General features: G+C 71.0%; 19 protein-coding genes. 11 read left to right on the plus strand and 8 right to left on the minus strand.

All coding sequences use genetic code 11. The annotated features are described in order from the left end of the window. Nucleotides 1-120 precede the first annotated feature (120 nt). From E2E34_RS17200 to E2E34_RS17210, 3 genes are read left to right on the plus strand one after another with little or no spacing between them, the layout of a single operon-like run. Nucleotides 121-1,008: a sterol desaturase family protein gene (locus E2E34_RS17200; protein WP_138902797.1), complete on the plus strand. Its 888-nt coding sequence runs from the start codon at nucleotides 121-123 to the stop codon at nucleotides 1,006-1,008. Then, the gene (locus E2E34_RS17205; protein WP_138902798.1) at nucleotides 1,005-1,724 is read left to right on the plus strand and encodes a lysoplasmalogenase; all 720 of its coding nucleotides are present in this window, start codon (nucleotides 1,005-1,007) and stop codon (nucleotides 1,722-1,724) included. Before E2E34_RS17200 ends, E2E34_RS17205 begins: the two co-directional genes overlap by 4 nt. A gap of 17 nt (nucleotides 1,725-1,741) precedes the next feature. Further along, entirely contained in the window at nucleotides 1,742-2,785 is a 1,044-nt protein-coding gene (locus E2E34_RS17210; protein ID WP_138902799.1) for a zinc-dependent alcohol dehydrogenase family protein, read from the plus strand. A 67-nt stretch (nucleotides 2,786-2,852) separates the two neighbouring features. Here the strand turns inward: E2E34_RS17210 and E2E34_RS17215 are convergent, their stop codons facing one another. Both E2E34_RS17215 and E2E34_RS17220 read right to left on the minus strand, forming a co-directional pair. Then, nucleotides 2,853-4,409 carry a S8 family serine peptidase gene (locus E2E34_RS17215; protein WP_208765265.1) on the minus strand — a complete coding sequence of 519 codons (1,557 nt, stop codon included), beginning with the start codon at nucleotides 4,407-4,409 and terminating at the stop codon, nucleotides 2,853-2,855. 38 nt (nucleotides 4,410-4,447) lie between these two features. Further along, nucleotides 4,448-5,986: a S8 family peptidase gene (locus tag E2E34_RS17220; protein ID WP_138902800.1), complete on the minus strand. Its 1,539-nt coding sequence runs from the start codon at nucleotides 5,984-5,986 to the stop codon at nucleotides 4,448-4,450. A 240-nt stretch (nucleotides 5,987-6,226) separates the two neighbouring features. On the opposite strand from E2E34_RS17220, the gene E2E34_RS17225 reads away from it, so the two are divergent. The 3 genes from E2E34_RS17225 (at nucleotide 6,227) to moaA (ending at nucleotide 9,404) form a co-directional block, all read left to right on the plus strand. Continuing rightward, the gene (locus E2E34_RS17225) at nucleotides 6,227-6,592 is read left to right on the plus strand and encodes a DUF485 domain-containing protein (protein WP_229843286.1); all 366 of its coding nucleotides are present in this window, start codon (nucleotides 6,227-6,229) and stop codon (nucleotides 6,590-6,592) included. Then, the gene (locus E2E34_RS17230) at nucleotides 6,589-8,232 is read left to right on the plus strand and encodes a monocarboxylic acid transporter (protein ID WP_138902801.1); all 1,644 of its coding nucleotides are present in this window, start codon (nucleotides 6,589-6,591) and stop codon (nucleotides 8,230-8,232) included. Before E2E34_RS17225 ends, E2E34_RS17230 begins: the two co-directional genes overlap by 4 nt. A 182-nt stretch (nucleotides 8,233-8,414) precedes the next feature. Next, entirely contained in the window at nucleotides 8,415-9,404 is a 990-nt protein-coding gene (gene moaA / locus E2E34_RS17235) for a GTP 3',8-cyclase MoaA (protein ID WP_138902802.1), read from the plus strand. On the opposite strand, the gene E2E34_RS17240 is transcribed toward moaA, so the two are convergent. Together E2E34_RS17240 and E2E34_RS17245 are read right to left on the minus strand one after the other, a co-directional pair. Continuing rightward, on the minus strand, nucleotides 9,387-9,647 hold the full coding sequence (locus tag E2E34_RS17240; RefSeq protein ID WP_138902803.1) for a hypothetical protein: 261 nt from the start codon (nucleotides 9,645-9,647) through the stop codon (nucleotides 9,387-9,389). The two genes, moaA and E2E34_RS17240, sit on opposite strands and share 18 nt — an antisense overlap. A gap of 183 nt (nucleotides 9,648-9,830) precedes the next feature. After that, nucleotides 9,831-10,205, minus strand: a complete 375-nt coding sequence (locus tag E2E34_RS17245; RefSeq protein WP_138902804.1) for a DUF3099 domain-containing protein — start codon at nucleotides 10,203-10,205, stop codon at nucleotides 9,831-9,833. Nucleotides 10,206-10,415: 210 nt separating this feature from the next. Here E2E34_RS17245 and E2E34_RS17250 point away from each other — a divergent pair, with 210 nt between their 5' ends. Beyond that, the gene (locus tag E2E34_RS17250) at nucleotides 10,416-10,691 is read left to right on the plus strand and encodes a GlsB/YeaQ/YmgE family stress response membrane protein (RefSeq protein WP_138902805.1); all 276 of its coding nucleotides are present in this window, start codon (nucleotides 10,416-10,418) and stop codon (nucleotides 10,689-10,691) included. A 101-nt stretch (nucleotides 10,692-10,792) separates the two neighbouring features. On the opposite strand, the gene tyrS is transcribed toward E2E34_RS17250, so the two are convergent. Genes tyrS through E2E34_RS17265 form a run of 3 tightly spaced genes read right to left on the minus strand, consistent with a single transcriptional unit; the run spans nucleotide 10,793 to nucleotide 15,033 of the window. Beyond that, the gene (tyrS, locus tag E2E34_RS17255) at nucleotides 10,793-12,061 is read right to left on the minus strand and encodes a tyrosine--tRNA ligase (protein WP_138902806.1); all 1,269 of its coding nucleotides are present in this window, start codon (nucleotides 12,059-12,061) and stop codon (nucleotides 10,793-10,795) included. Nucleotides 12,062-12,121: 60 nt separating this feature from the next. Then, a complete protein-coding gene (locus E2E34_RS17260; protein WP_138902807.1) occupies nucleotides 12,122-13,513 on the minus strand; it encodes a metallopeptidase TldD-related protein in 1,392 nt (463 codons plus the stop codon). Continuing rightward, nucleotides 13,510-15,033 carry a TldD/PmbA family protein gene (locus E2E34_RS17265; protein WP_138902808.1) on the minus strand — a complete coding sequence of 508 codons (1,524 nt, stop codon included), beginning with the start codon at nucleotides 15,031-15,033 and terminating at the stop codon, nucleotides 13,510-13,512. The genes E2E34_RS17260 and E2E34_RS17265 overlap by 4 nt, the downstream gene beginning before the upstream one ends. A gap of 184 nt (nucleotides 15,034-15,217) precedes the next feature. Between E2E34_RS17265 and fabG the strand changes: the two genes are divergently transcribed. The 3 genes from fabG to E2E34_RS17280 all read left to right on the plus strand — a co-directional run bounded on the left by fabG (nucleotide 15,218) and on the right by E2E34_RS17280 (nucleotide 17,270). After that, a complete protein-coding gene (gene fabG, locus E2E34_RS17270) occupies nucleotides 15,218-15,937 on the plus strand; it encodes a 3-oxoacyl-[acyl-carrier-protein] reductase (RefSeq protein ID WP_138902809.1) in 720 nt (239 codons plus the stop codon). 4 nt (nucleotides 15,938-15,941) lie between these two features. Beyond that, nucleotides 15,942-16,709 carry an enoyl-ACP reductase FabI gene (gene fabI / locus E2E34_RS17275; RefSeq protein ID WP_138902810.1) on the plus strand — a complete coding sequence of 256 codons (768 nt, stop codon included), beginning with the start codon at nucleotides 15,942-15,944 and terminating at the stop codon, nucleotides 16,707-16,709. Between the two features lie 186 nt (nucleotides 16,710-16,895). Then, on the plus strand, nucleotides 16,896-17,270 hold the full coding sequence (locus tag E2E34_RS17280; protein ID WP_138902811.1) for a hypothetical protein: 375 nt from the start codon (nucleotides 16,896-16,898) through the stop codon (nucleotides 17,268-17,270). Between the two features lie 24 nt (nucleotides 17,271-17,294). Here E2E34_RS17280 and E2E34_RS17285 read toward each other — a convergent pair whose 3' ends face one another. Further along, nucleotides 17,295-17,969: a FadR/GntR family transcriptional regulator gene (locus E2E34_RS17285; protein ID WP_138902812.1), complete on the minus strand. Its 675-nt coding sequence runs from the start codon at nucleotides 17,967-17,969 to the stop codon at nucleotides 17,295-17,297. A 63-nt stretch (nucleotides 17,970-18,032) separates the two neighbouring features. Between E2E34_RS17285 and E2E34_RS17290 the strand changes: the two genes are divergently transcribed. Beyond that, nucleotides 18,033-18,694, plus strand: a 662-nt coding sequence (locus E2E34_RS17290; RefSeq protein WP_138902813.1) for an MFS transporter, incomplete at its 3' end; no start/stop codon positions are given.

Raw genomic sequence — 18,694 nt, forward strand, 5'->3', positions numbered from 1 at the left:
GGGTCTAGGGGCGCGCTGGGGTACGGAGGCACGTCGCGCACCGCTGCTGACAGGCCGTCTCGCATACTTGTCGGTAACAACCCCTAGTCGAGCGCCCACCTGCGGCTCTATCGTGCGGGCATGCCGAACCTGCCCGATGTCGTGCTGTGGTCGATACCCGCCTTCGTACTGCTCACCGTGCTCGAAATCGTGAGCTACCGCCTCCATCCCGACGAAGACGCCGCGGGATACGAGACCAAGGACGCCGTGACCAGCGTCAGCATGGGGCTCGGCAGCATCGCGTTCGACTTCCTCTGGAAGATCCCGATCGTCGCGATCTACATGGCGGTGTACGAGCTGACACCCGCCCGCGTCCCCCTCCTGTGGTGGACGATCCCGCTGATGCTGCTCGCGCAGGACTTCTTCTACTACTGGTCACACCGCGGCCACCACGTCATCCGCGTCCTGTGGGCCTGCCACGTCGTCCACCACTCCAGCCGCAAGTTCAACCTCACCACCGCCCTGCGCCAGCCCTGGACGAGCCTCACCGTCTGGCCGTTCTACCTGCCGCTCATCGCCTGCGGCGTGCACCCGGCGGCGCTCGCTTTCTGCTCCTCCGCGAACCTCGTCTACCAGTTCTGGGTGCACACCGAACGGGTCGGCAAGCTGCCGCGCCCCTTCGAGTACGTCCTGAACACGCCCTCCCACCACCGCGTCCACCACGCCTCCCAGGGCGGCTACCTCGACCGGAACTTCGGCGGCATCCTGATCGTCTGGGACCGGCTCTTCCGCTCCTTCGCGGCCGAGACCGAGCGGCCCGTCTACGGCCTCACCAAGAACATCGAGACCTACAACCCGCTGCGGGTCGCCACCCACGAGTACGCCGCCATCGCCCGCGACGTACGCGCCGCCACCACCTGGCGCGAGCGCGCCGGGCGGATCTTCCGGGGCCCCGGCTGGCAGCCTCGGCCGGCCGAGCCGCACGTCGCAGGGCAGGAGCGGGAAGCCGCCGCGGGACAGGCCGCGTGAGCGCCGCCGAGGCCGCCCCCGCCGCCCCCCGGGCGGGCGCCGGACCGGCCGGCGGCCGGCGCGCCGCGTGGGCCCGTGGGCTCCTGGCCGCCTTCGCCGTCGCCGCCCTCGCCGACCTCGGCGCGCTCGTCGCGGGCGCGGACCTGGGCCACCAGATCGCCAAGCCGCTCCTGATGCCCCTGCTCGCCGGACACGTCGTCGCGGCCCGCGGCCCCCGTCTCCTGATCGCGGCGCTGCTCTTCGGCTGGGGCGGCGACGTGTTCCTGCTCGCCGACGCCGAGTGGGCGTTCCTCGTCGGCATGACCTCCTTCGCCGCCGGTCACGTCTGCTACCTCCTGCTGTTCCGAGGCCGCCGCACGTCCCGGCCCGTCGCCGCCGGATACGCCGTCGCGCTCCTGACCACGGTCGCCCTCCTGTGGCCCGACCTGCCCGCGGACCTGCGCGTCCCGGTGGCCGGATACAGCCTGCTGCTCACGGCCATGGCGCTGCGCGCGGGCGGCCTCGGCCCGCACGCCGGACTCGGCGGCGCGCTCTTCCTGCTCTCCGACACCCTCATCGCCACCGGCGTGGCCGGGTGGCCCCAGCTCCCCGCCCCCGACTTCTGGATCATGCTCACCTACCTCGCGGCACAGTACCTGCTGGTCAAGGGAGTGCTGGGGCGGCCGGACGCCGCCGCCGGCTCCGCGGCGTACGGTGAAGGGCGTACCACCGTCTGAGCACCGAGGACCCACCCATGCGCGCCACCGTCATCCACGCCCCGCACGACATCCGCGTGGAGGAGGTGCCGGACCCCCGGGTCCAGGAGCCCACCGACGTGGTCGTCCGCGTCCTGCGCGCGTGCATCTGCGGCAGCGACCTGTGGGCCTACCGGGGCGAATCCGCCCGGCAGCCCGGACAGCGCATCGGGCACGAGTTCCTCGGCGTCGTCGAGGAGGCCGGGTCACGGGTCGCCGGGTTCACGCCCGGCGATCTCGTCGTCGCGCCCTTCGTGTGGTCCGACGGCACGTGCGAGTACTGCGCCGAGGGGCTCCACACCTCGTGCCCCCGGGGCGGCTTCTGGGGCTCCGTCGGCTCCGACGGCGGACAGGGCGAAGCCGTACGGGTGCCCTTCGCCGACGGCACGCTGGTCAAGCTCCCGGCCGCCGCCGTCTCCGACGACCGGCTCCTGACCGGCCTCCTCGCCCTTTCCGACGTCCTGGGCACCGGACACCACGCCGCCGTCGGCGCCGGTGTGCGGCGCGGCTCGACGGTCGCGGTCGTCGGTGACGGCGCGGTCGGGCTGTGCGGGGTGCTGGCCGCCCGGCGGCTCGGGGCCGAGCGGATCATCGCGCTGGGCCGCCACCGGGCGCGCACCGACATCGCCAAGACGTTCGGCGCCACCGACATCGTCGCCGAGCGCGGCGAGGCGGCGGTCGAGGCCGTACGCGAACTCACCGGCGGGCAGGGCGCGCACGCCGTCATCGAGGCCGTCGGCACCGAGCAGTCGATGCGCACCGCCGTCGGGATCACCCGCGACGGCGGCGCGATCGGTTACGTCGGCGTCCCGCACGGCAGCGGCACCGGACTCGACCTGAGCGTGCTCTTCGACCGCAACATCGCGCTGCGCGGGGGAGTGGCGCCGGTGCGCGCGTACATCCCTCAGCTGCTGCCGGACGTCCTCGACGGGACGGTCGACCCGTCGCCGGTCTTCGACGCCACCGTCGGACTCGACGGCGTACCCGGGGGCTACCGGGCCATGGACGAGCGCACCGCGCTCAAGGTGCTCGTCAAGCCGTGACGCCCCGGCCCACGGGAACGGGCCGCCCGGACGGAATCCGGGCGGCCCGCTCACCTGCTGGTGCTGCCTACTTCTTCTTCGTCACGGCGTCCAGCGCGTCGGCGATGCCGACACCGTAGAAGCCGTTGTAGTTCTTCCCGCCCTCGCACACCGCGTCGACCTTGCCGTCGCCGTTGATGTCGTACGGGTCGGTGCACGCGGCCGCGTCCGCCTGGCTCGCCAGGAGGGACTTGATCCGCTGCGCCGAGGCCTTCGGGTGGGTGCTCTTGATGAGCGCCGCGACGCCCGCCACGTGCGGGGACGCCATCGACGTACCCGCCATGTAGCCCCACTTGCCGCCCGGGACCGGGCCCAGGATCAGACCGCTCGTCGCGGGAGGCGCGGGCTTCTGGTACGCCGTGCTGTCGCCGCCCGGAGCCGCGATGTCGACGACACCGTGCCCGTAGTTGGAGAACGACGACTTCAGGCCCTTGGCACCCGTCGAGGCGACGGTCACGACGCCCGGCAGCTGCGTCGGGGCGTCGAGGCACTCGCCCGGGTCGATGTCGCGCGGCACCGGAGTGGTGTCGTTCGGGCTCGTCGTGTCATGGATCGAGTCCGCCGCGAGATCGTAGTTCGAGTTCCCGGCCGCGGCGACGTTCACCGCGCCCTTCCTCTCGGCGTACCGCGAGGCCCGGACGATGGCGTCGACGAGCGCCTTCTGGTCCGGGTCGTCCTTGCAGTTGAACATCCACGGGTCGGTGTAATAGCTGTTGTTCGTCACGTCGACGCCGTGCTCGGCCGCCCACACGAAGCCGCAGACCACCGACTCGGTGTAGAAGAAGCCGGCCGTCGTGGACACCTTGATGCCCGAGACCTTGACGCTCGGCGCGACACCGGTGACGCCGACGCCGTTCTTCGCGGCGGCTATCTCGCCCGCCACGTGCGTGCCGTGCGGGCTCTCCTCGGCCGACGGGCGCCAGGCGCCGTCCGCCGTGTCGGGCTTGCCCGTCACGCAGTTGACGGACGCCTCGCGGTCGAAGTTCGGCGCGAGGTCCGGGTGGGTGTCGTCGACCCCCGTGTCCAGCACGGCGACGGTGACCTTCCGGCTGCCGAGCGTCTTCTCGTGGGCCTGGTCCGCCTTGATGGCGGGCAGGTCCCACTGCAACGGCTGCAACGGGTCCTCGCCGGCGACGGCGGCCGCGGAGGCCGCCTCGGCCTGGGCGCCGGTGAGCGCCTTCGGCGTACCGACGTCCTTCGTCGACTGGGCGGGCAGCGGCGCCGTGCGGGTCGCCCCCGCCGACTGGACGCCCTTGACCCCCCGCATCGTCTTCGCGAACGCGTCGTTCGACGAGTGCACGACGATCACGCCGATCTGGTCGTACGCCTGGACGATCGTGCCGCCGGCCCGGCGGACGGCCTTCTTCACCTTGGCCGAATTGCCCTTGCCCGGCCGTACGTTGACGACGTAGCTCAGCGGCGTGCCCGCCGCCTCGGTCACCGCCGGGACGGCGGCCTTCGCGCCGAGCACGTCGGCCGAGGTGGCCGACGCGGTGCCGGGCAGGAAGGCGAGGGCGGCGACGGTGGCCATGCCCGCGGACAGGGCCACGGTGCGGCGGGACCTCGGGGTGCGGTGCGGCGTCATGAAATCTCCGGTTCGCAGGTCGGCGGAGCCTCGGACGGTCACTTCTTGACGGCGTCGAGCGCGTCGACGACGCCGGAGCCGTAGTAGCCGTTGTAGTTCTTGCCGCCCTCGCAGGTGGTGGCCTCGACCCAGTTGCCCGCGGCGTCGTAGACGTGGCTCGGGCAGCCCGGGTTGTCGGCCTGCTTCTTCAGCAGGCGCTGAAGCTGCGCGGGGGTCGCCTTCGGGTGCGCGCTCTTGAGCAGCGCGGCTACGCCCGCGACGTGCGGGGTGGCCATCGAAGTGCCCTGCTTGTAGCCGTAGCCGCCGTCGAGGACGGTCGACAGGACCCGGCCGTTGGCGTCCGGCGTGGCCGGGATCTGCCACTTGTCGCCGCCGGGGGCCGCGACATCGGCGACGCCGTACCCGTAGCTGGAGTAGTACGACTTGACGTTCTTGTCACCCGTCGCGGTGACCGTCATGACGCCCGGCAGCTGGGTCGGGACGTCAAGGCACTCCGACGGGTCGATGATCCGGTCGCCGGGGGTGCTGTCGTTCGGGCTGGAGTCGTCGAGGATCTCGTCGGCCGACAGGTCGAAGTTCGAGTTGCCGGCCGCGGCGACGTTCAGGGCGCCCTTGCGCTCCGCGTACTTCGTGGCGCGCGTCAGGGCGTCGAGCAGCGCCTTCTGGTCCGGGTCGTCCTTGCAGTTGAACATCCACGGGTCGACGTAGTAGCTGTTGTTCGTCACGTCGATGTCGTGCTCGGCGGCCCACACGAAGCCGCAGACGACGGCCTCGGTGAAGAAGAGGCTGGTGCCCGGCTCGCTCACCTTGATGCCCGCGAGCTTCACGCCCGGCGCGACACCGGCGACGCCGAGTCCGTTGCGCGGAGCGGCGATCGTACCGGCGACGTGCGTGCCGTGGTCACTGCCGTCGGTGTACGGGCGCCAGGCGCCCTCCGAGGAGTCCGCGACGCCGCCGACACAGTTGGCCGACTGCGACTTGGAGAAGTTCGGCGCGAGGTCCGGGTGGGTGTCGTCGACACCGGTGTCGATCACGCCGACGGTGACCTTCGAGCTGCCGTCGTTGACCTTCGCGGCCTTGTCCGCGCCGATGGCCCGGATGTCCCACTGGTTGGCCTCCAGCGGCTCCTGGCCGGGCGCCGCGGCCTCCTTCGCCTTCGCGGCCCCAGCCGCGGACAGCTTCTGCGTGGTGCCCTCCTCCGTGATGCCGACCGGAGTGAGCGGGGAGGTACGGGTCGCGCCCGCCGAGGCAACGCCCTTGGCCTTGCGTATCTGCTTGCCGAAGTCCGGGTTCTGCGAGTGGACGACGATGACCCCGATCTGGTCGTACGCCTTCACCACCGTGCCGCCGGCCTTGGCGATCGCCCGCTTCACCGAAGCGCTCGCACCGTGGCCACCCTTGGTGTTGACCACGTACGACAGCTTGGGACCGGTGGTGTCGACCGCCACCGGGGCGTCGGAGCCGTCCAGCGGCGCGGCCGAGGCGGCCGCTCCGGGCAGGAAGCCGAGCGTAGCCGTGAGAGCCAGTCCGACGGGCAGGGCGAGTGCGCGCTGCCGTCTGGATCCCAGATGAGCCATGGGTTCTCCACATCATCCGTGAGAGCCGCCCCTGCGCGGGTGCACATGAGCGGGTACATGACGAGTGAAGCTAGCGCCGATCATGCGTTCGTATCAACGTGTTCGGAAAAGAAATGGCGGATGCCGAACCGAGACGCGATGCGATCCGTGCCGTTGTCAGGGGGACGAGCACCATCACCCCCCACCAGTGAGGTCACTTTGTCCACCCCACCCACCGCATCCGCCTCGCGAGGAGATTCCGTGGCAACCGACGCACCACCGCCCGAGGGCGGCACGGGCCTGATCCGGACAGGGCACACGACGCAGGAGTTCGTCGAGGTGCAGGAGAGCGCCGAATTCGGCGAACTGCGCCGCGCCCACCGGTCCTTCGCCTTCCCCCTGACCATCGCCTTCATCGCCTGGTACCTGCTGTACGTCCTGCTGTCCAACTACGCGGGCGGCTTCATGGGCACCAAGGTCTTCGGCAACATCAACGTGGCGCTCGTCCTGGGCATCGCCCAGTTCGCCACCACCTTCCTCATCGCCTGGTTCTACTCGCGTCATGCCGCCACGCAGCTCGACCCGAAGTCCGAGGCCATCAAGTCCCGCATGGAGGCCGACGCATGAGCCCCGCGCTGACCACGACGGCGACGGTCCAGCTCGCCGCCGCCGGTGACGCGAGCGAGCACCGCCCGCTGATCATCACCCTGTTCGGCCTCTTCGTCGTCGCCACCCTGTTCATCACGGTCTGGGCGGGCCGCCAGACCAAGAGCGCCTCCGACTTCTACGCCGGCGGCCGCCAGTTCACCGGCTTCCAGAACGGCCTCGCCATCTCCGGCGACTACATGTCCGCCGCGTCGTTCCTCGGCATCGCCGGCGCCATCGCCCTCTTCGGATACGACGGCTTCCTGTACTCCATCGGCTTCCTGGTCGCCTGGCTCGTCGCGCTGCTCCTCGTCGCCGAACCGCTGCGCAACTCCGGCCGCTACACGATGGGCGACGTCCTCGCGTACCGCATGCGCCAGCGCCCCGTGCGCACCGCGGCGGGCACCTCCACCATCGTCGTGTCGATCTTCTACCTGCTCGCGCAGATGGCGGGCGCCGGCGTCCTGGTCTCGCTGCTCCTCGGCATCACCAGCGACGCGGGCAAGATCCTGATCGTCGCCCTGGTCGGCATCCTGATGATCGTCTACGTCACCATCGGCGGCATGAAGGGCACCACCTGGGTCCAGATGGTGAAGGCCGTCCTGCTCATCGCGGGCACCCTGCTGATCACCTTCCTGATCCTGCTGAAGTTCGACTTCAACCTGTCCGACCTGCTGGGTACGGCGGCCTCCAACAGCGGCAAGGGGTCGGCGTTCCTGGAGCCCGGCCTCAAGTACGGCGCGTCCGGCACCTCGAAGCTCGACTTCATCTCGCTCGGCATCGCCCTGGTCCTCGGCACCGCCGGCCTGCCGCACATCCTGATCCGCTTCTACACCGTCCCCACGGCCAAGGCCGCCCGCAAGTCCGTGAACTGGGCGATCGGCATCATCGGCGCGTTCTACCTGATGACCATCGTGCTCGGCTTCGGCGCCGCGGCCCTGCTGAAGCCCGGCGACATCATCGCGTCGAACAAGGCCGGCAACACGGCGGCCCCGCTCGCCGCGCTGGAGATCGGCGGCGGCGCCGACTCCCCCGGCGGCGCGATCCTGCTCGCCGTCATCTCGGCGGTCGCCTTCGCGACCATCCTCGCGGTCGTCGCGGGCCTCACCCTGGCGTCCTCGTCGTCGTTCGCGCACGACATCTACGCCAACGTCATCCGGCGCGGCAAGGCCACGGAGAAGGAGGAGGTACGCGCCGCCCGCTGGGCCACGGTGGCCATCGGCGTCGTCTCCATCGCCCTGGGCGCGATGGCCCGCGACCTGAACGTCGCCGGACTGGTCGCCCTCGCCTTCGCGGTCGCCGCCTCCGCCAACCTGCCGACGATCCTCTACAGCCTGTTCTGGAAGAAGTTCACGACGCAGGGTGCCCTGTGGTCCATCTACGGCGGTCTGACCGCCTCCGTGGGCCTGGTGCTGTTCTCGCCGGTCGTCTCCGGCAAGCCCAGCTCGATGTTCCCCGGCGTCGACTTCGCCCTGTTCCCGCTGGAGAACCCGGGCCTCATCTCGATCCCGCTCGGCTTCCTGCTCGGCTGGCTCGGATCCGTCCTCTCCAAGGACGAGCCCGACAAGGGCAAGTACGCGGAACTGGAGGTCAAGTCACTCACCGGCATCGGCGCGCACTGAACGCACCCGACGTCGTACTCTCCGCCTTTCCCACAGCTGTGCCCCCGCGGCCGCGTCGTAGAGTCGTACGACGCGGCCGCACCGCTCCTCGTGGTATCGGAGCCCCCGTGATGTCGGTGGCGTCGCGTAGGCTCGACAGCGTTCGACACAGACGAATTTCCGGATCGGGGAGGGGGCCGAGGATGCTTATCGACACTTATGGCCGAGTAGCCACTGACCTGCGTGTTTCGCTCACCGACCGCTGCAATCTGCGCTGTACGTACTGCATGCCCGAAGAGGGCCTGCAGTGGCTCGCCAAGCCCGATCTGCTCACGGACGACGAGATCGTCCGGCTGATCGGCATCGCGGTCACCGACCTCGGAGTGACCGAGGTGCGCTTCACCGGCGGCGAGCCGCTGCTGCGCCCCGGGCTCGTCGGCATAGTCGAGCGCTGCGCCGCTCTGGCGCCCCGCCCCAAGATGTCCCTCACCACCAACGGCATCGGCCTCAAGCGCACCGCGACCGCCCTGAAGGCGGCCGGCCTGGACCGGGTCAACGTCTCGCTCGACACCCTGCGCCCCGACGTCTTCAAGACCCTCACCCGCCGCGACCGCCACCACGACGTCATCGACGGCATGGCGGCCGCCCGTGACGCGGGCCTGACCCCGGTCAAGGTCAACGCCGTCCTGATGCCCGGGCTCAACGACGACGAGGCCCCCGACCTGCTGGCCTGGGCCGTGGAAAACGACTACGAGATGCGCTTCATCGAGCAGATGCCGCTCGACGCCCAGCACGGCTGGAAGCGCGACGGCATGATCACCGCCGGTGACATCCTGGAGTCCCTGCGCACGCGCTTCACGCTCACCGCCGAGGGCGAGGACGAGCGCGGCTCGGCGCCGGCCGAACGCTGGATCGTCGACGGCGGCCCGCACCGCGTGGGGGTCATCGCCTCGGTCACCCGCCCGTTCTGCCGCGCCTGCGACCGCACCCGGCTGACCGCCGACGGTCAGGTGCGGACGTGCCTGTTCGCCCGGGAGGAGTCGGACCTGCGCGGGGCCCTGCGCTCCGGCGCCCCCGACGAGGAGATCGCCCGGCTGTGGAAGCTGGCGATGTGGGGCAAGAAGGCGGGTTCCGGCCTGGACGACCCGTCCTTCCTGCAGCCCGACCGGCCCATGTCAGCCATCGGAGGCTGAGCGCCCCTCCCACTCCGCGAGCGTCACCACGTCCTTGAGGAAGCCGCGTACGCCCAGGAACTGGGAAAGGTGCTCACGGTGCTCGTCGCACGCCAGCCACGTCTTGCGGCGCTCGGGAGTGTGCAGCTTCGGGTTGTTCCAGGCGAGGACCCACACGGCGTCCGAGCGGCAGCCCTTGGCGGAGCAGACAGCGGCGCCGTCTTCGGCGGAACCTGGGAAAAGAAGGGAATCAGGGGAGTTCACGCACTCAACCCTAGGTCAAAAAGGCGACGCCGAGCAGCCACGGGGGGAGCTGCCCGGCGTCGGTCCGTCGCTCCGACGGGGGATGCGGAGCGCTTACGAAGTATGTCACGCGACATGGGGTGCGGTGCACCGGAACTTCATGATTGATCTGAGCTTTTATTGAGCTTTGCAGACCGCGCGGGATCAGCTCTGTTCACGCGGCTGGGGCTCACCACCCGGACTCCGCACCTCCGGCGCGGACTCCTCCTCGGGGCGCTCCGGCGGGCTCTCCAGAGCCGGCCGGACGGGCGTCGGAAGGTGCGCGGACGGCAGCGAAGAGGCGTTCTCCCGGCCGCCGTTGGCGATCACCACGGCGATGTACGGGAGCAAAAGGCCCAGCGCCAGCGCGACGATCGCGACGTGCCGCTCCACGTTCCACAGGACCGCTGCCAGGATCACCGACAGGGTCCGTACCGACATCGAGATCACATACCGGCGCTGACGCCCCCGCACGTCGTCGGCGAGGGCCGGCCGGGCCCCGGTGATCCGGAAGACCTCGGGGCCGCTCTTCTTCCGCATCACGTGGCACCACCCGTTTCTCTGCCGGACGTTCGCTGACCGGACGCCTTCCACGGTACGCCGCCGCTCTGCCGCCATCGAGAGCGGGGCGTCCCCGGCCCGCCCGCCCGAGGGCGGGCGGGCCCCGGATGGCGGCGTCCGGCGTGCGCCCGACGGTCGGCCGGACCAGACTGGCCCCACCTGCGCACACCGCGCCGATGAGGAGGCGACATGAGCTGGTTGTGGGCGATCATCGTGGGCCTGGTGCTCGGTCTGATCGCGAAGGCGATCATCCCGGGCAAGCAGCAGATCCCGCTGTGGCTGACGATCGTGTGCGGCATCCTCGGCAGCATCGTCGGGAACGCCGTCGCCGGCGGCATCGGCGTCGACGACACCAAGGGAATCGACTGGATCAGGCACCTGCTCCAGCTGATCGGCGCGGTGGTGATCGTCGGACTCGGCGACATGCTCTACGCCAAGATGAAGGGCTCGAGACGCCGGGCCTGAGCGCTCTCCCGCGCTCGCACCCGCGAAGACGGCACGGAAAACGGCCTGGGCGTGGTCCGCGCTCCCGGCCGTTTCCCGTACGCGCTCTGCCCGCGCGCGGCTCAGCCCGCCGCGACCTCGATCGCCGCCAGGTTCTTCTTGCCGCGCCGCAGCACGAGCCAGCGGCCGTGCAGCAGGTCCCCGGACGCCGGTACGGCCTCCTCGTCGGCGACCTTCACGTTGTTCACGTACGCCCCGCCCTCCTTGACCGTACGGCGGGCGGCCGACTTGCTCGGCGCGAGGCCGACCGCCACGAAGAGGTCCACGACGGACCCGAGCTCCGCGACCTCGGCGCGCGGCAGCTCGGACAGCGAAGCGGCCAGCGTCGCCTCGTCGAGACCGGCGAGCTCGCCCTGCCCGAACAGCGCCTTCGACGCCGCGACGACCGCAGCGCACTGCTCGGCGCCGTGCACCAGCGTCGTCAGCTCCTCGGCCAGCGCGCGCTGCGCGGCGCGCGCCTGCGGCCGCTCCTCGGTGAGCTTCTCCAGCTCCTCGAGCTCCGTGCGGCTCTTGAAGCTGAGGATGCGCATGTACCGCGAGATGTCCCGGTCGTCCACGTTCAGCCAGAACTGGTAGAACGCGTACGGCGTGGTCATCTCCGGGTCGAGCCAGACGGCACCGCTCTCGGACTTGCCGAACTTGGTCCCGTCCGCCTTGACCATCAGCGGCGTCGCCAGCGCGTGCACGTTCGCGTGCGGCTCCAGGCGGTGGATCAGGTCGAGACCCGCCGTGAGGTTGCCCCACTGGTCGCTGCCGCCCTGCTGGAGGGTGCAGCCGTGACGCCGGTAGAGCTCCAGGAAGTCCATGCCCTGGAGCAGCTGGTAGCTGAACTCCGTGTAGCTGATGCCCTGGTCGGACTCCAGCCGCCGGGCGACCGAGTCCTTGGCGAGCATCTTGCTGACCCGGAAGTGCTTGCCGATGTCCCGCAGGAACTCGATCGCGGAAAGCCCGGCGGTCCAGTCCAGGTTGTTGACCATAGTGGCCGCGTTCGGGCCCTCGAAGGACAGGAAGGGCTCGATCTGGGCGCGCAGCCGCGCCACCCAGTTCGCGATCGTCTCCGGGTCGTTCAGCGTGCGCTCGGCCGTCGGCCGCGGGTCACCGATCTGGCCGGTGGCCCCGCCCACCAGGGCGATCGGCCGGTGACCGGCCTGCTGGAGCCTGCGGACGGTGAGGACCTGCACGAGGTGCCCCACGTGCAGGCTGGCCGCCGTCGGGTCGAAGCCGCAATAGAACGTGACCGGACCGTCCGCGAGCGCCTTGCGCAGTGCGTCCTCGTCAGTGGACTGGGCGAACAGCCCGCGCCACTTCAGCTCGTCGACGATGTCGGTCACGGTCTTGACTCTCCTTGGACGTTTCGAACGCTGTGGATTGCTCAGGTCAGTCTATGGGCGTCACACGCCCTGGCTGACCGAACTCATGTTGAAGTCCGGGACGCGCAGCGCCGGCATAGCGGCCCGCGTGAACCAGTCGCCCCACTCGCGCGGCAGCGTCTTCTCCGTACGCCCGGCCTCGGACGCCCGCGACAGCAGGTCGACCGGCGACTCGTTGAACCGGAAGTTGTTGACCTCGCCGACCACCTCCCCGTTCTCGACGAGGTACACGCCGTCCCGGGTCAGCCCGGTGAGCAGCAGCGTCGCCGGGTCGACCTCGCGGATGTACCAGAGGCACGTCAGCAGCAGCCCCCGCTCCGTCGAGGCGACCATCTCCTCCAGCGAGCGTTCGCCGCCCCCGTCCAGCACCAGGTTGCCGATCGCCGGGGCCACCGGCAGCCCGGTCAGCCCCGCGCTGTGCCGCGTCGTGACCAGGTGCTCCAGCCGGCCGTCGCGCACCCAGTCGGTCGGTGCCAGCGGCAGGCCGTTGTCGAAGACCGACGAGTCGTCGCCCGAGGAGTGCGCGACGACGAACGGCGCCGACTCCAGCCCCGGCTCGTACGGGTCGCTGCGCAGCGTCAGCGGCAGCTCGGACAGCGTCTCGCCGACCCGGGTCCCGCCGCCCGGCCCGCTGAACACCGTGCGGCCCTCGGCGGCGTCCCGGGCCGCCGACGACCACAGCTGGTAGACCAGCAGGTCCGCGACGGCGGTGGGCGGCAGCAGCGTCTCGTAGCGCCCCGCCGGAAGGTCGATCCGGCGCTCGGCCCAGCCCAGACGCGTCGCCAGGGCGGCGTCGACGGCCGCCGGGTCCACGTCGCGAAAGTCCCGGGTGGAGTACCCGGCCCAGGCCGAGCGGCTGCGGTCCGGCGACTTGGCGTTGATCTCCAGGGTGCCGTTGGGCTGGTCGTGCCGCAGGCGCAGACCCGTCGACGTACCGAGATAGGTGGACGTCATCTCGTGGTTCGCGAAGCCGTACAGCTCACGGCCGCCGGCCCGCGCGCGGGCGAAGGACTCGCCGAGCGCGGGCGCGAAGTCGGTGAAGACACCGGACGAGGTCTCGGCGGGCGCGTCCTTGAAGCCGGGGGAGTCCGGCACCCCGGACACCAGCGGCTGGGCGTCCTCCGCGGGCCCGGCGCCGCGCGCCGCCGCCTCGGCCGCCCGTACCAGCGGCTCCAGCTCGTCGGCCGTGACGGCGGACCGGGACACGACGCCCGACGCCGTGCCCCGCCCGCCGTCGACGGTGGCGATCACGGTGAGCGTGCGCCCGCGCGTGACCCCGTTCGTGGTGAGCGCGTTGCCCGCCCAGCGCAGATTGGCGGAGGAGTGCTCGTCGGCGATCACCACGCAGCCGTCGGCCGCGGACAGCTCCAGCGCCCGCTCGACGATCTCGTACGGCTTGGCTGTGCGGCTCATCGTCCGGCCTCCTGCGTGGTGTTCAAGATGTTGACGCGGCGGAAAAGAGCCGACGGGCATCCGTGCGAGACGGCCGCGACCTGGCCCGGCTGGGCCTTGCCGCAGTTGAAGGCGCCGCCCAGGACATACGTCTGCGGGCCGCCGACGGCGGTCATCGATCCCCAGAAGTCGGTGGTCGTCGCCTGGTACGCCACATCGCGCAGCTGGCCCGCGAGCCGCCCGTTCTCGATCCGGAAGAAGCGCTGGCCGGTGAACTGGAAGTTGTACCGCTGCATGTCGATCGACCACGAGCGGTCACCGACGACATAGATCCCGCGCTCGACGCCGCCGATCAGGTCCTCGGTGGACAGCCCGCCCGGATCCGGCCGCAGCGACACGTTCGCCATGCGCTGCACCGGCACGTGCGCGGGGGAGTCCGCGAAGGCGCAGCCGTTCGACCGGCCCAGGCCCGTCAGCTTCGCGGTGCGCCGGTCCAGCTGGTAGCCGGTGAGCGTGCCGTTCGTGATCAGGTCCCACGACTGCGCCTCGACGCCCTCGTCGTCGTACCCGACGGTGGCGAGCCCGTGCTCGGCGGTCCGGTCGCCCGTCACGTTCATGACCGGCGAGCCGTAGGCCAGCTTCCCGAGCTGGTCGAAGGTGGCGAAGGAGGTCCCGGCGTACGCCGCCTCGTACCCCAGCGCGCGGTCCAGCTCCGTCGCGTGCCCGATCGACTCGTGGATGGTCAGCCACAGGTTCGACGGGTCGACCACCAGGTCGTACATCCCCGCCTCCACGCTCGGCGCGCGCATCTTCTCGGCGAGCAGCGAGGGCATCCGCTCCAGCTCGCCGTCCCAGTCCCAGCCGGTCCCCAGCAGGTACTCCCAGCCGCGCCCCACCGGCGGGGCGATCGTGCGCATCGAGTCGAACTCACCGGTCGCCGCGTCCACGGAGACCGCCGTGAGCTGCGGATGCAGCCGTACCCGCTGCTGCGTGGTGACCGTGCCGGCCGTGTCCGCGTAGAACTTGTTCTCCTGCACGGTCAGCAGCGAGGCGTCGACGTGCGCGACGCCGTCGGCCGCCAGCAGCCGGGCGCTCCAGTCGGCGAGCAGCCCCGCCTTCTCCTCGTCCGGCACGTCGAACGGATTGATGTCGTACGCCGAGATCCACGTCCGGTCGGCGTGCACCGGCTCGTCCGCCAGCTCCACCCGCTCGTCGGACCCGGCTGCCCCGGTCACCTTCGCCGACAGCTTCGCCATCGCCACGGCCTGCCCCGCGACCCGCGCGGCGGCGTCCATGCTCAGGTCCACGCCGGACGCGAAGCCCCAACTGCCGGCGTGCACCACCCGCACCGCGTACCCGAGGTCCGTGGTGTCGGATGAGCCCGACGGCTTCGCGTCGCGCAGCCGCCAGGACGCGCTGCGCACCCGCTCGAAGCGGAAGTCGGCATGGTCGGCGCCCAGCGCGCGGGCCCGCGCGAGCGCCGCGTCGGCGAGCGCGCGCAGCGGCAGCGCTGTGAACGCTTCGTCGATGGAATGAGGCACGGATGACTCCTGTCGTCGAGACCGGTCCCTCAGATCATGTCGTGATCACAGGCCCCTTGCCCACCACATTCTGTAGGGACCCGACAGAGGGCGTCGGTACGCGCTGTCAGGGCCCGATTCTCCGTACGTGGGCCGGTACCGATAGTTTCGGTCAGTACCAGACCGCTATGGAAAGGGTGATCCGTTGAGCCGCTCGGTTCTCGTCACCGGAGGAAACCGGGGCATCGGCCTCGCCATCGCCCGAGCTTTCGCCGAAGCCGGCGACAAGGTCGCGTTCACGTACCGCTCCGGCGAACCACCGGCCGCCCTGACCGAACTCGGCTGCCTCGCCGTCCGGTGCGACATCACCGACACGGAACAGGTGGAGCAGGCCTACAAGGAGATCGAGGAGAAGCACGGTCCCGTGGAGGTGCTGGTGGCCAACGCCGGCGTCACCAAGGACCAGCTCCTCATGAGGATGTCCGAGGAGGACTTCACGTCCGTACTCGACACCAACCTCACCGGCACCTTCCGGGTCGTCAAGCGGGCCAACCGCGGCATGCTGCGCGCCAAGAAGGGGAGGGTCGTGCTGATCTCCTCGGTCGTCGGGCTCCTCGGCTCGGCGGGGCAGGCGAACTACGCCGCGTCCAAGGCCGGTCTGGTCGGTTTCGCTCGCTCGCTCGCCCGTGAGCTGGGCTCGCGCAACATCACCTTCAACGTCGTGGCGCCCGGCTTTGTCGACACCGACATGACCGGAGTGCTCACGGACGAGCAGCGTCGGGGCATCGTCGCCCAGGTGCCGCTCGGCCGTTACGCGCAGCCGGAGGAGATCGCCGCCGCCGTGCGCTTCCTCTCCTCCGACGACGCGTCGTACATCACTGGAGCCGTCATCCCGGTTGACGGCGGATTGGGCATGGGTCACTGATCACATGAGTGGAATTCTCGACGGCAAGCGCATCCTCGTGACGGGTGTGCTGATGGAGTCCTCCATCGCCTTCCACACCGCCAAGATGGCCCAGGAGCAGGGTGCCGAAGTCATCCTGACCGCCTTCCCCCGCCCCACGCTGACCGAGCGCATCGCGAAGAAGCTGCCCAAGCCGGCCAAGGTCATCGAGCTGGACGTCACCAACACCGAGCACCTGGACCGGCTGGAGGGCCTGGTCCGCGCCGAACTCGGCAGCCTCGACGGCGTCGTCCACTCCATCGGCTTCGCGCCGCAGGACGCGCTCGGCGGCAACTTCCTCAACACGCCCTTCGAGTCGGTCGCCACGGCGATGCACGTCTCGGCGTTCTCGCTGAAGTCGCTCACCATGGCCTGCCGCCCGCTGATGGCTTCCGGCGGCTCGGTCGTCGGCCTCACCTTCGACGCCCAGTTCGCCTGGCCGCAGTACGACTGGATGGGCCCCGCCAAGGCCGCGCTGGAGGCCACTTCCCGCTACCTCGCCCGCGACCTGGGCCCGGAGAACATCCGCTGCAACCTGATCTCCGCAGGACCGATCCGCTCCATGGCGGCCAAGTCCATCCCCGGCTTCGCGGACCTGGCGGGCGTCTGGGACGAGCGCTCCCCGCTGAAGTGGGACATGAACGACCCGGAGCCGACCGGCCGCGGCGTCGTCGCGCTGCTCTCCGACTGGTTCCCGATGACGACCGGCGAGATCATCCACGTCGACGGCGGTCTGCACGCGATCGGCGCGTAACCCGCACCGCTTCCTCGAGCCGCGCGACCGTCCGCCCGACGGCCGCGCGGCTTCCGCGCGTCCGGGCACCGCCCGCGGTGACCCTCCGTGCATGATCGGGTCCCCCGAGTCGAAAAGACCGGCGACTCCCCGCACACTGAGGAAACCGGGACGTACCCGGCGCTCAGTGGGGAGGAGGTGGCGCATGTGCGCCCGTCGAACCGTCGAGCCGCAGCCGGCGCGCTGGCCCTGGCCGCCGTCGCCGCACTGGCCGCCCCGGCCGTCGCCGATCGCGCGTCGGACCCCGGGCGCAAGCCCGCGAAGGTGAGGCAGACCGCCCCGGGGGTCGCCCTCTTCGGCGCGACCTGCCGTACGACCGTCGAGGGCTCGCGCGTCGTCGCGTACTGCCACAACCCGTACCCCGTGTCCGACCTGGTCCGTCTGCACACCGAGTGCGAACGCTGGTGGGACATCGACGCCGACGGCTCCCCCGTCGAGGTGGGACCCGCGCAGACCGTGCGCCTGACCGACCGCTGCTGGAAGGAGGTCCGCACGGCCTGGGTCAGCCACCACCGGATGTAGCGGCGCGTACGCCGCCGCCCCGGCCTACACCCGGTCCCCGAGGCACTTGAGCGAGTAACCCGCCGCCTCGACGGCCGCCGTGTCCGCGTCCCGGTCCCGGATCGCCTCGATCAGCCGCCCGTGGTCCATGTGGTCCTCGGGGCGCAGTTCCTGCCCCACGTCCTCGCGCAGCCAGTCGCGCAGCAGGTCGCCGAGGTCCGCGTACAGCCCGATCAGCACGTCGTTGTGCGAGGCCGCGACCACGGCCAGGTGCAGCGTCGCGTCCGCCCGTACGAAGAGCTCCGCGTCGCCCGACGCCCACGCCTCCTCGCGCCGCGCGAGCACCGCGTCCAGCTGCCGCACGTCCCGCTCGGTACGCCGCCGCGCCGCGAGCCGGGCCGCCGAGGACTCCAGGGTCGAGCGCAGCTCCGCGATGTGGCGGGGGTCGGCGTCGGCGAACCGGCGGTGCATGACGCCGGCCAGCTCGCTGGTGGCCGCCACGTACGTGCCGGAGCCCTGCCGGATGTCCAGCAGCCCGTTGTGCGCCAGCGCGCGCACCGCCTCGCGGACGGTGTTGCGGGCGACGCCCAGCTGCTCGACCAGCTCGGGCTCGGTCGGGATCCGCGACCCCACCGGCCACTCGCCGGAGGTGATCTGGTTGCGCAGCTCGGTGATCACCTGGTCGGCGAGCGCCGAACGGCGGGGTGACGTCAGCGCCATAGTGCCTGTGCTCCCTGGTTCAGGATTGGACAACCAATCATCCCATGATTCTATGATGGATCCATGGCCAGTGACGAGACCCGAACCCTGAACCCCGCCGCCGAAGCCTCCGTACAGCCCCGGACCCGGCCGCAGACCCGGCCCCGGTCGGTCTGGGTCACCCGGCTCGTGGTCCTCGGGCTCGTCCTCGCCGCGCTCAACCTCCGCCCGGCCATCACCAGCCTGGGACCGCTCCTCGCGGAGGTCCGCTCCGGGCTGGGCATGAGCGGCAGCGTGGCCGGCCTGCTGACCTCCGTGCCGCCGTTGTGCTTCGCGCTCTTCGGCCTCACCGCGCCCCGCCTCGCCCGCCGCTTCGGCCCCGGCGCCATCGTCTGCGCGGGCATGGCGGCCATCGCCACCGGCCTGCTGATCCGCCCCTACCTGGGCGGTACGGCCGGCTTCCTCGCCGCCAGCGCCCTCGCCCTCATGGGCATCGCGGTGAGCAACATCCTGATGCCGGTCATCGTCAAGCGCTGGTTCCCTGACCGCGTCGGCCAGATGACCGGGCTCTACTCGATGGCCCTGGCCCTCGGCACCGCCCTCGCCGCGGCCGCCACCGTACCCATGACGCGGGCACTGGGCGGCAGTTGGCAGACCGGCCTCGCCGTGTGGGGCATCCTGGCCGCCGTCGCCGTACTGCCCTGGCTCGTCCTCACGCGCCACCCGGCCACCCGCGCGCCCCGCAC

Source organism: Streptomyces albidochromogenes (assembly GCF_005981925.1).
Classification (GTDB): domain Bacteria; phylum Actinomycetota; class Actinomycetes; order Streptomycetales; family Streptomycetaceae; genus Streptomyces; species Streptomyces albidochromogenes.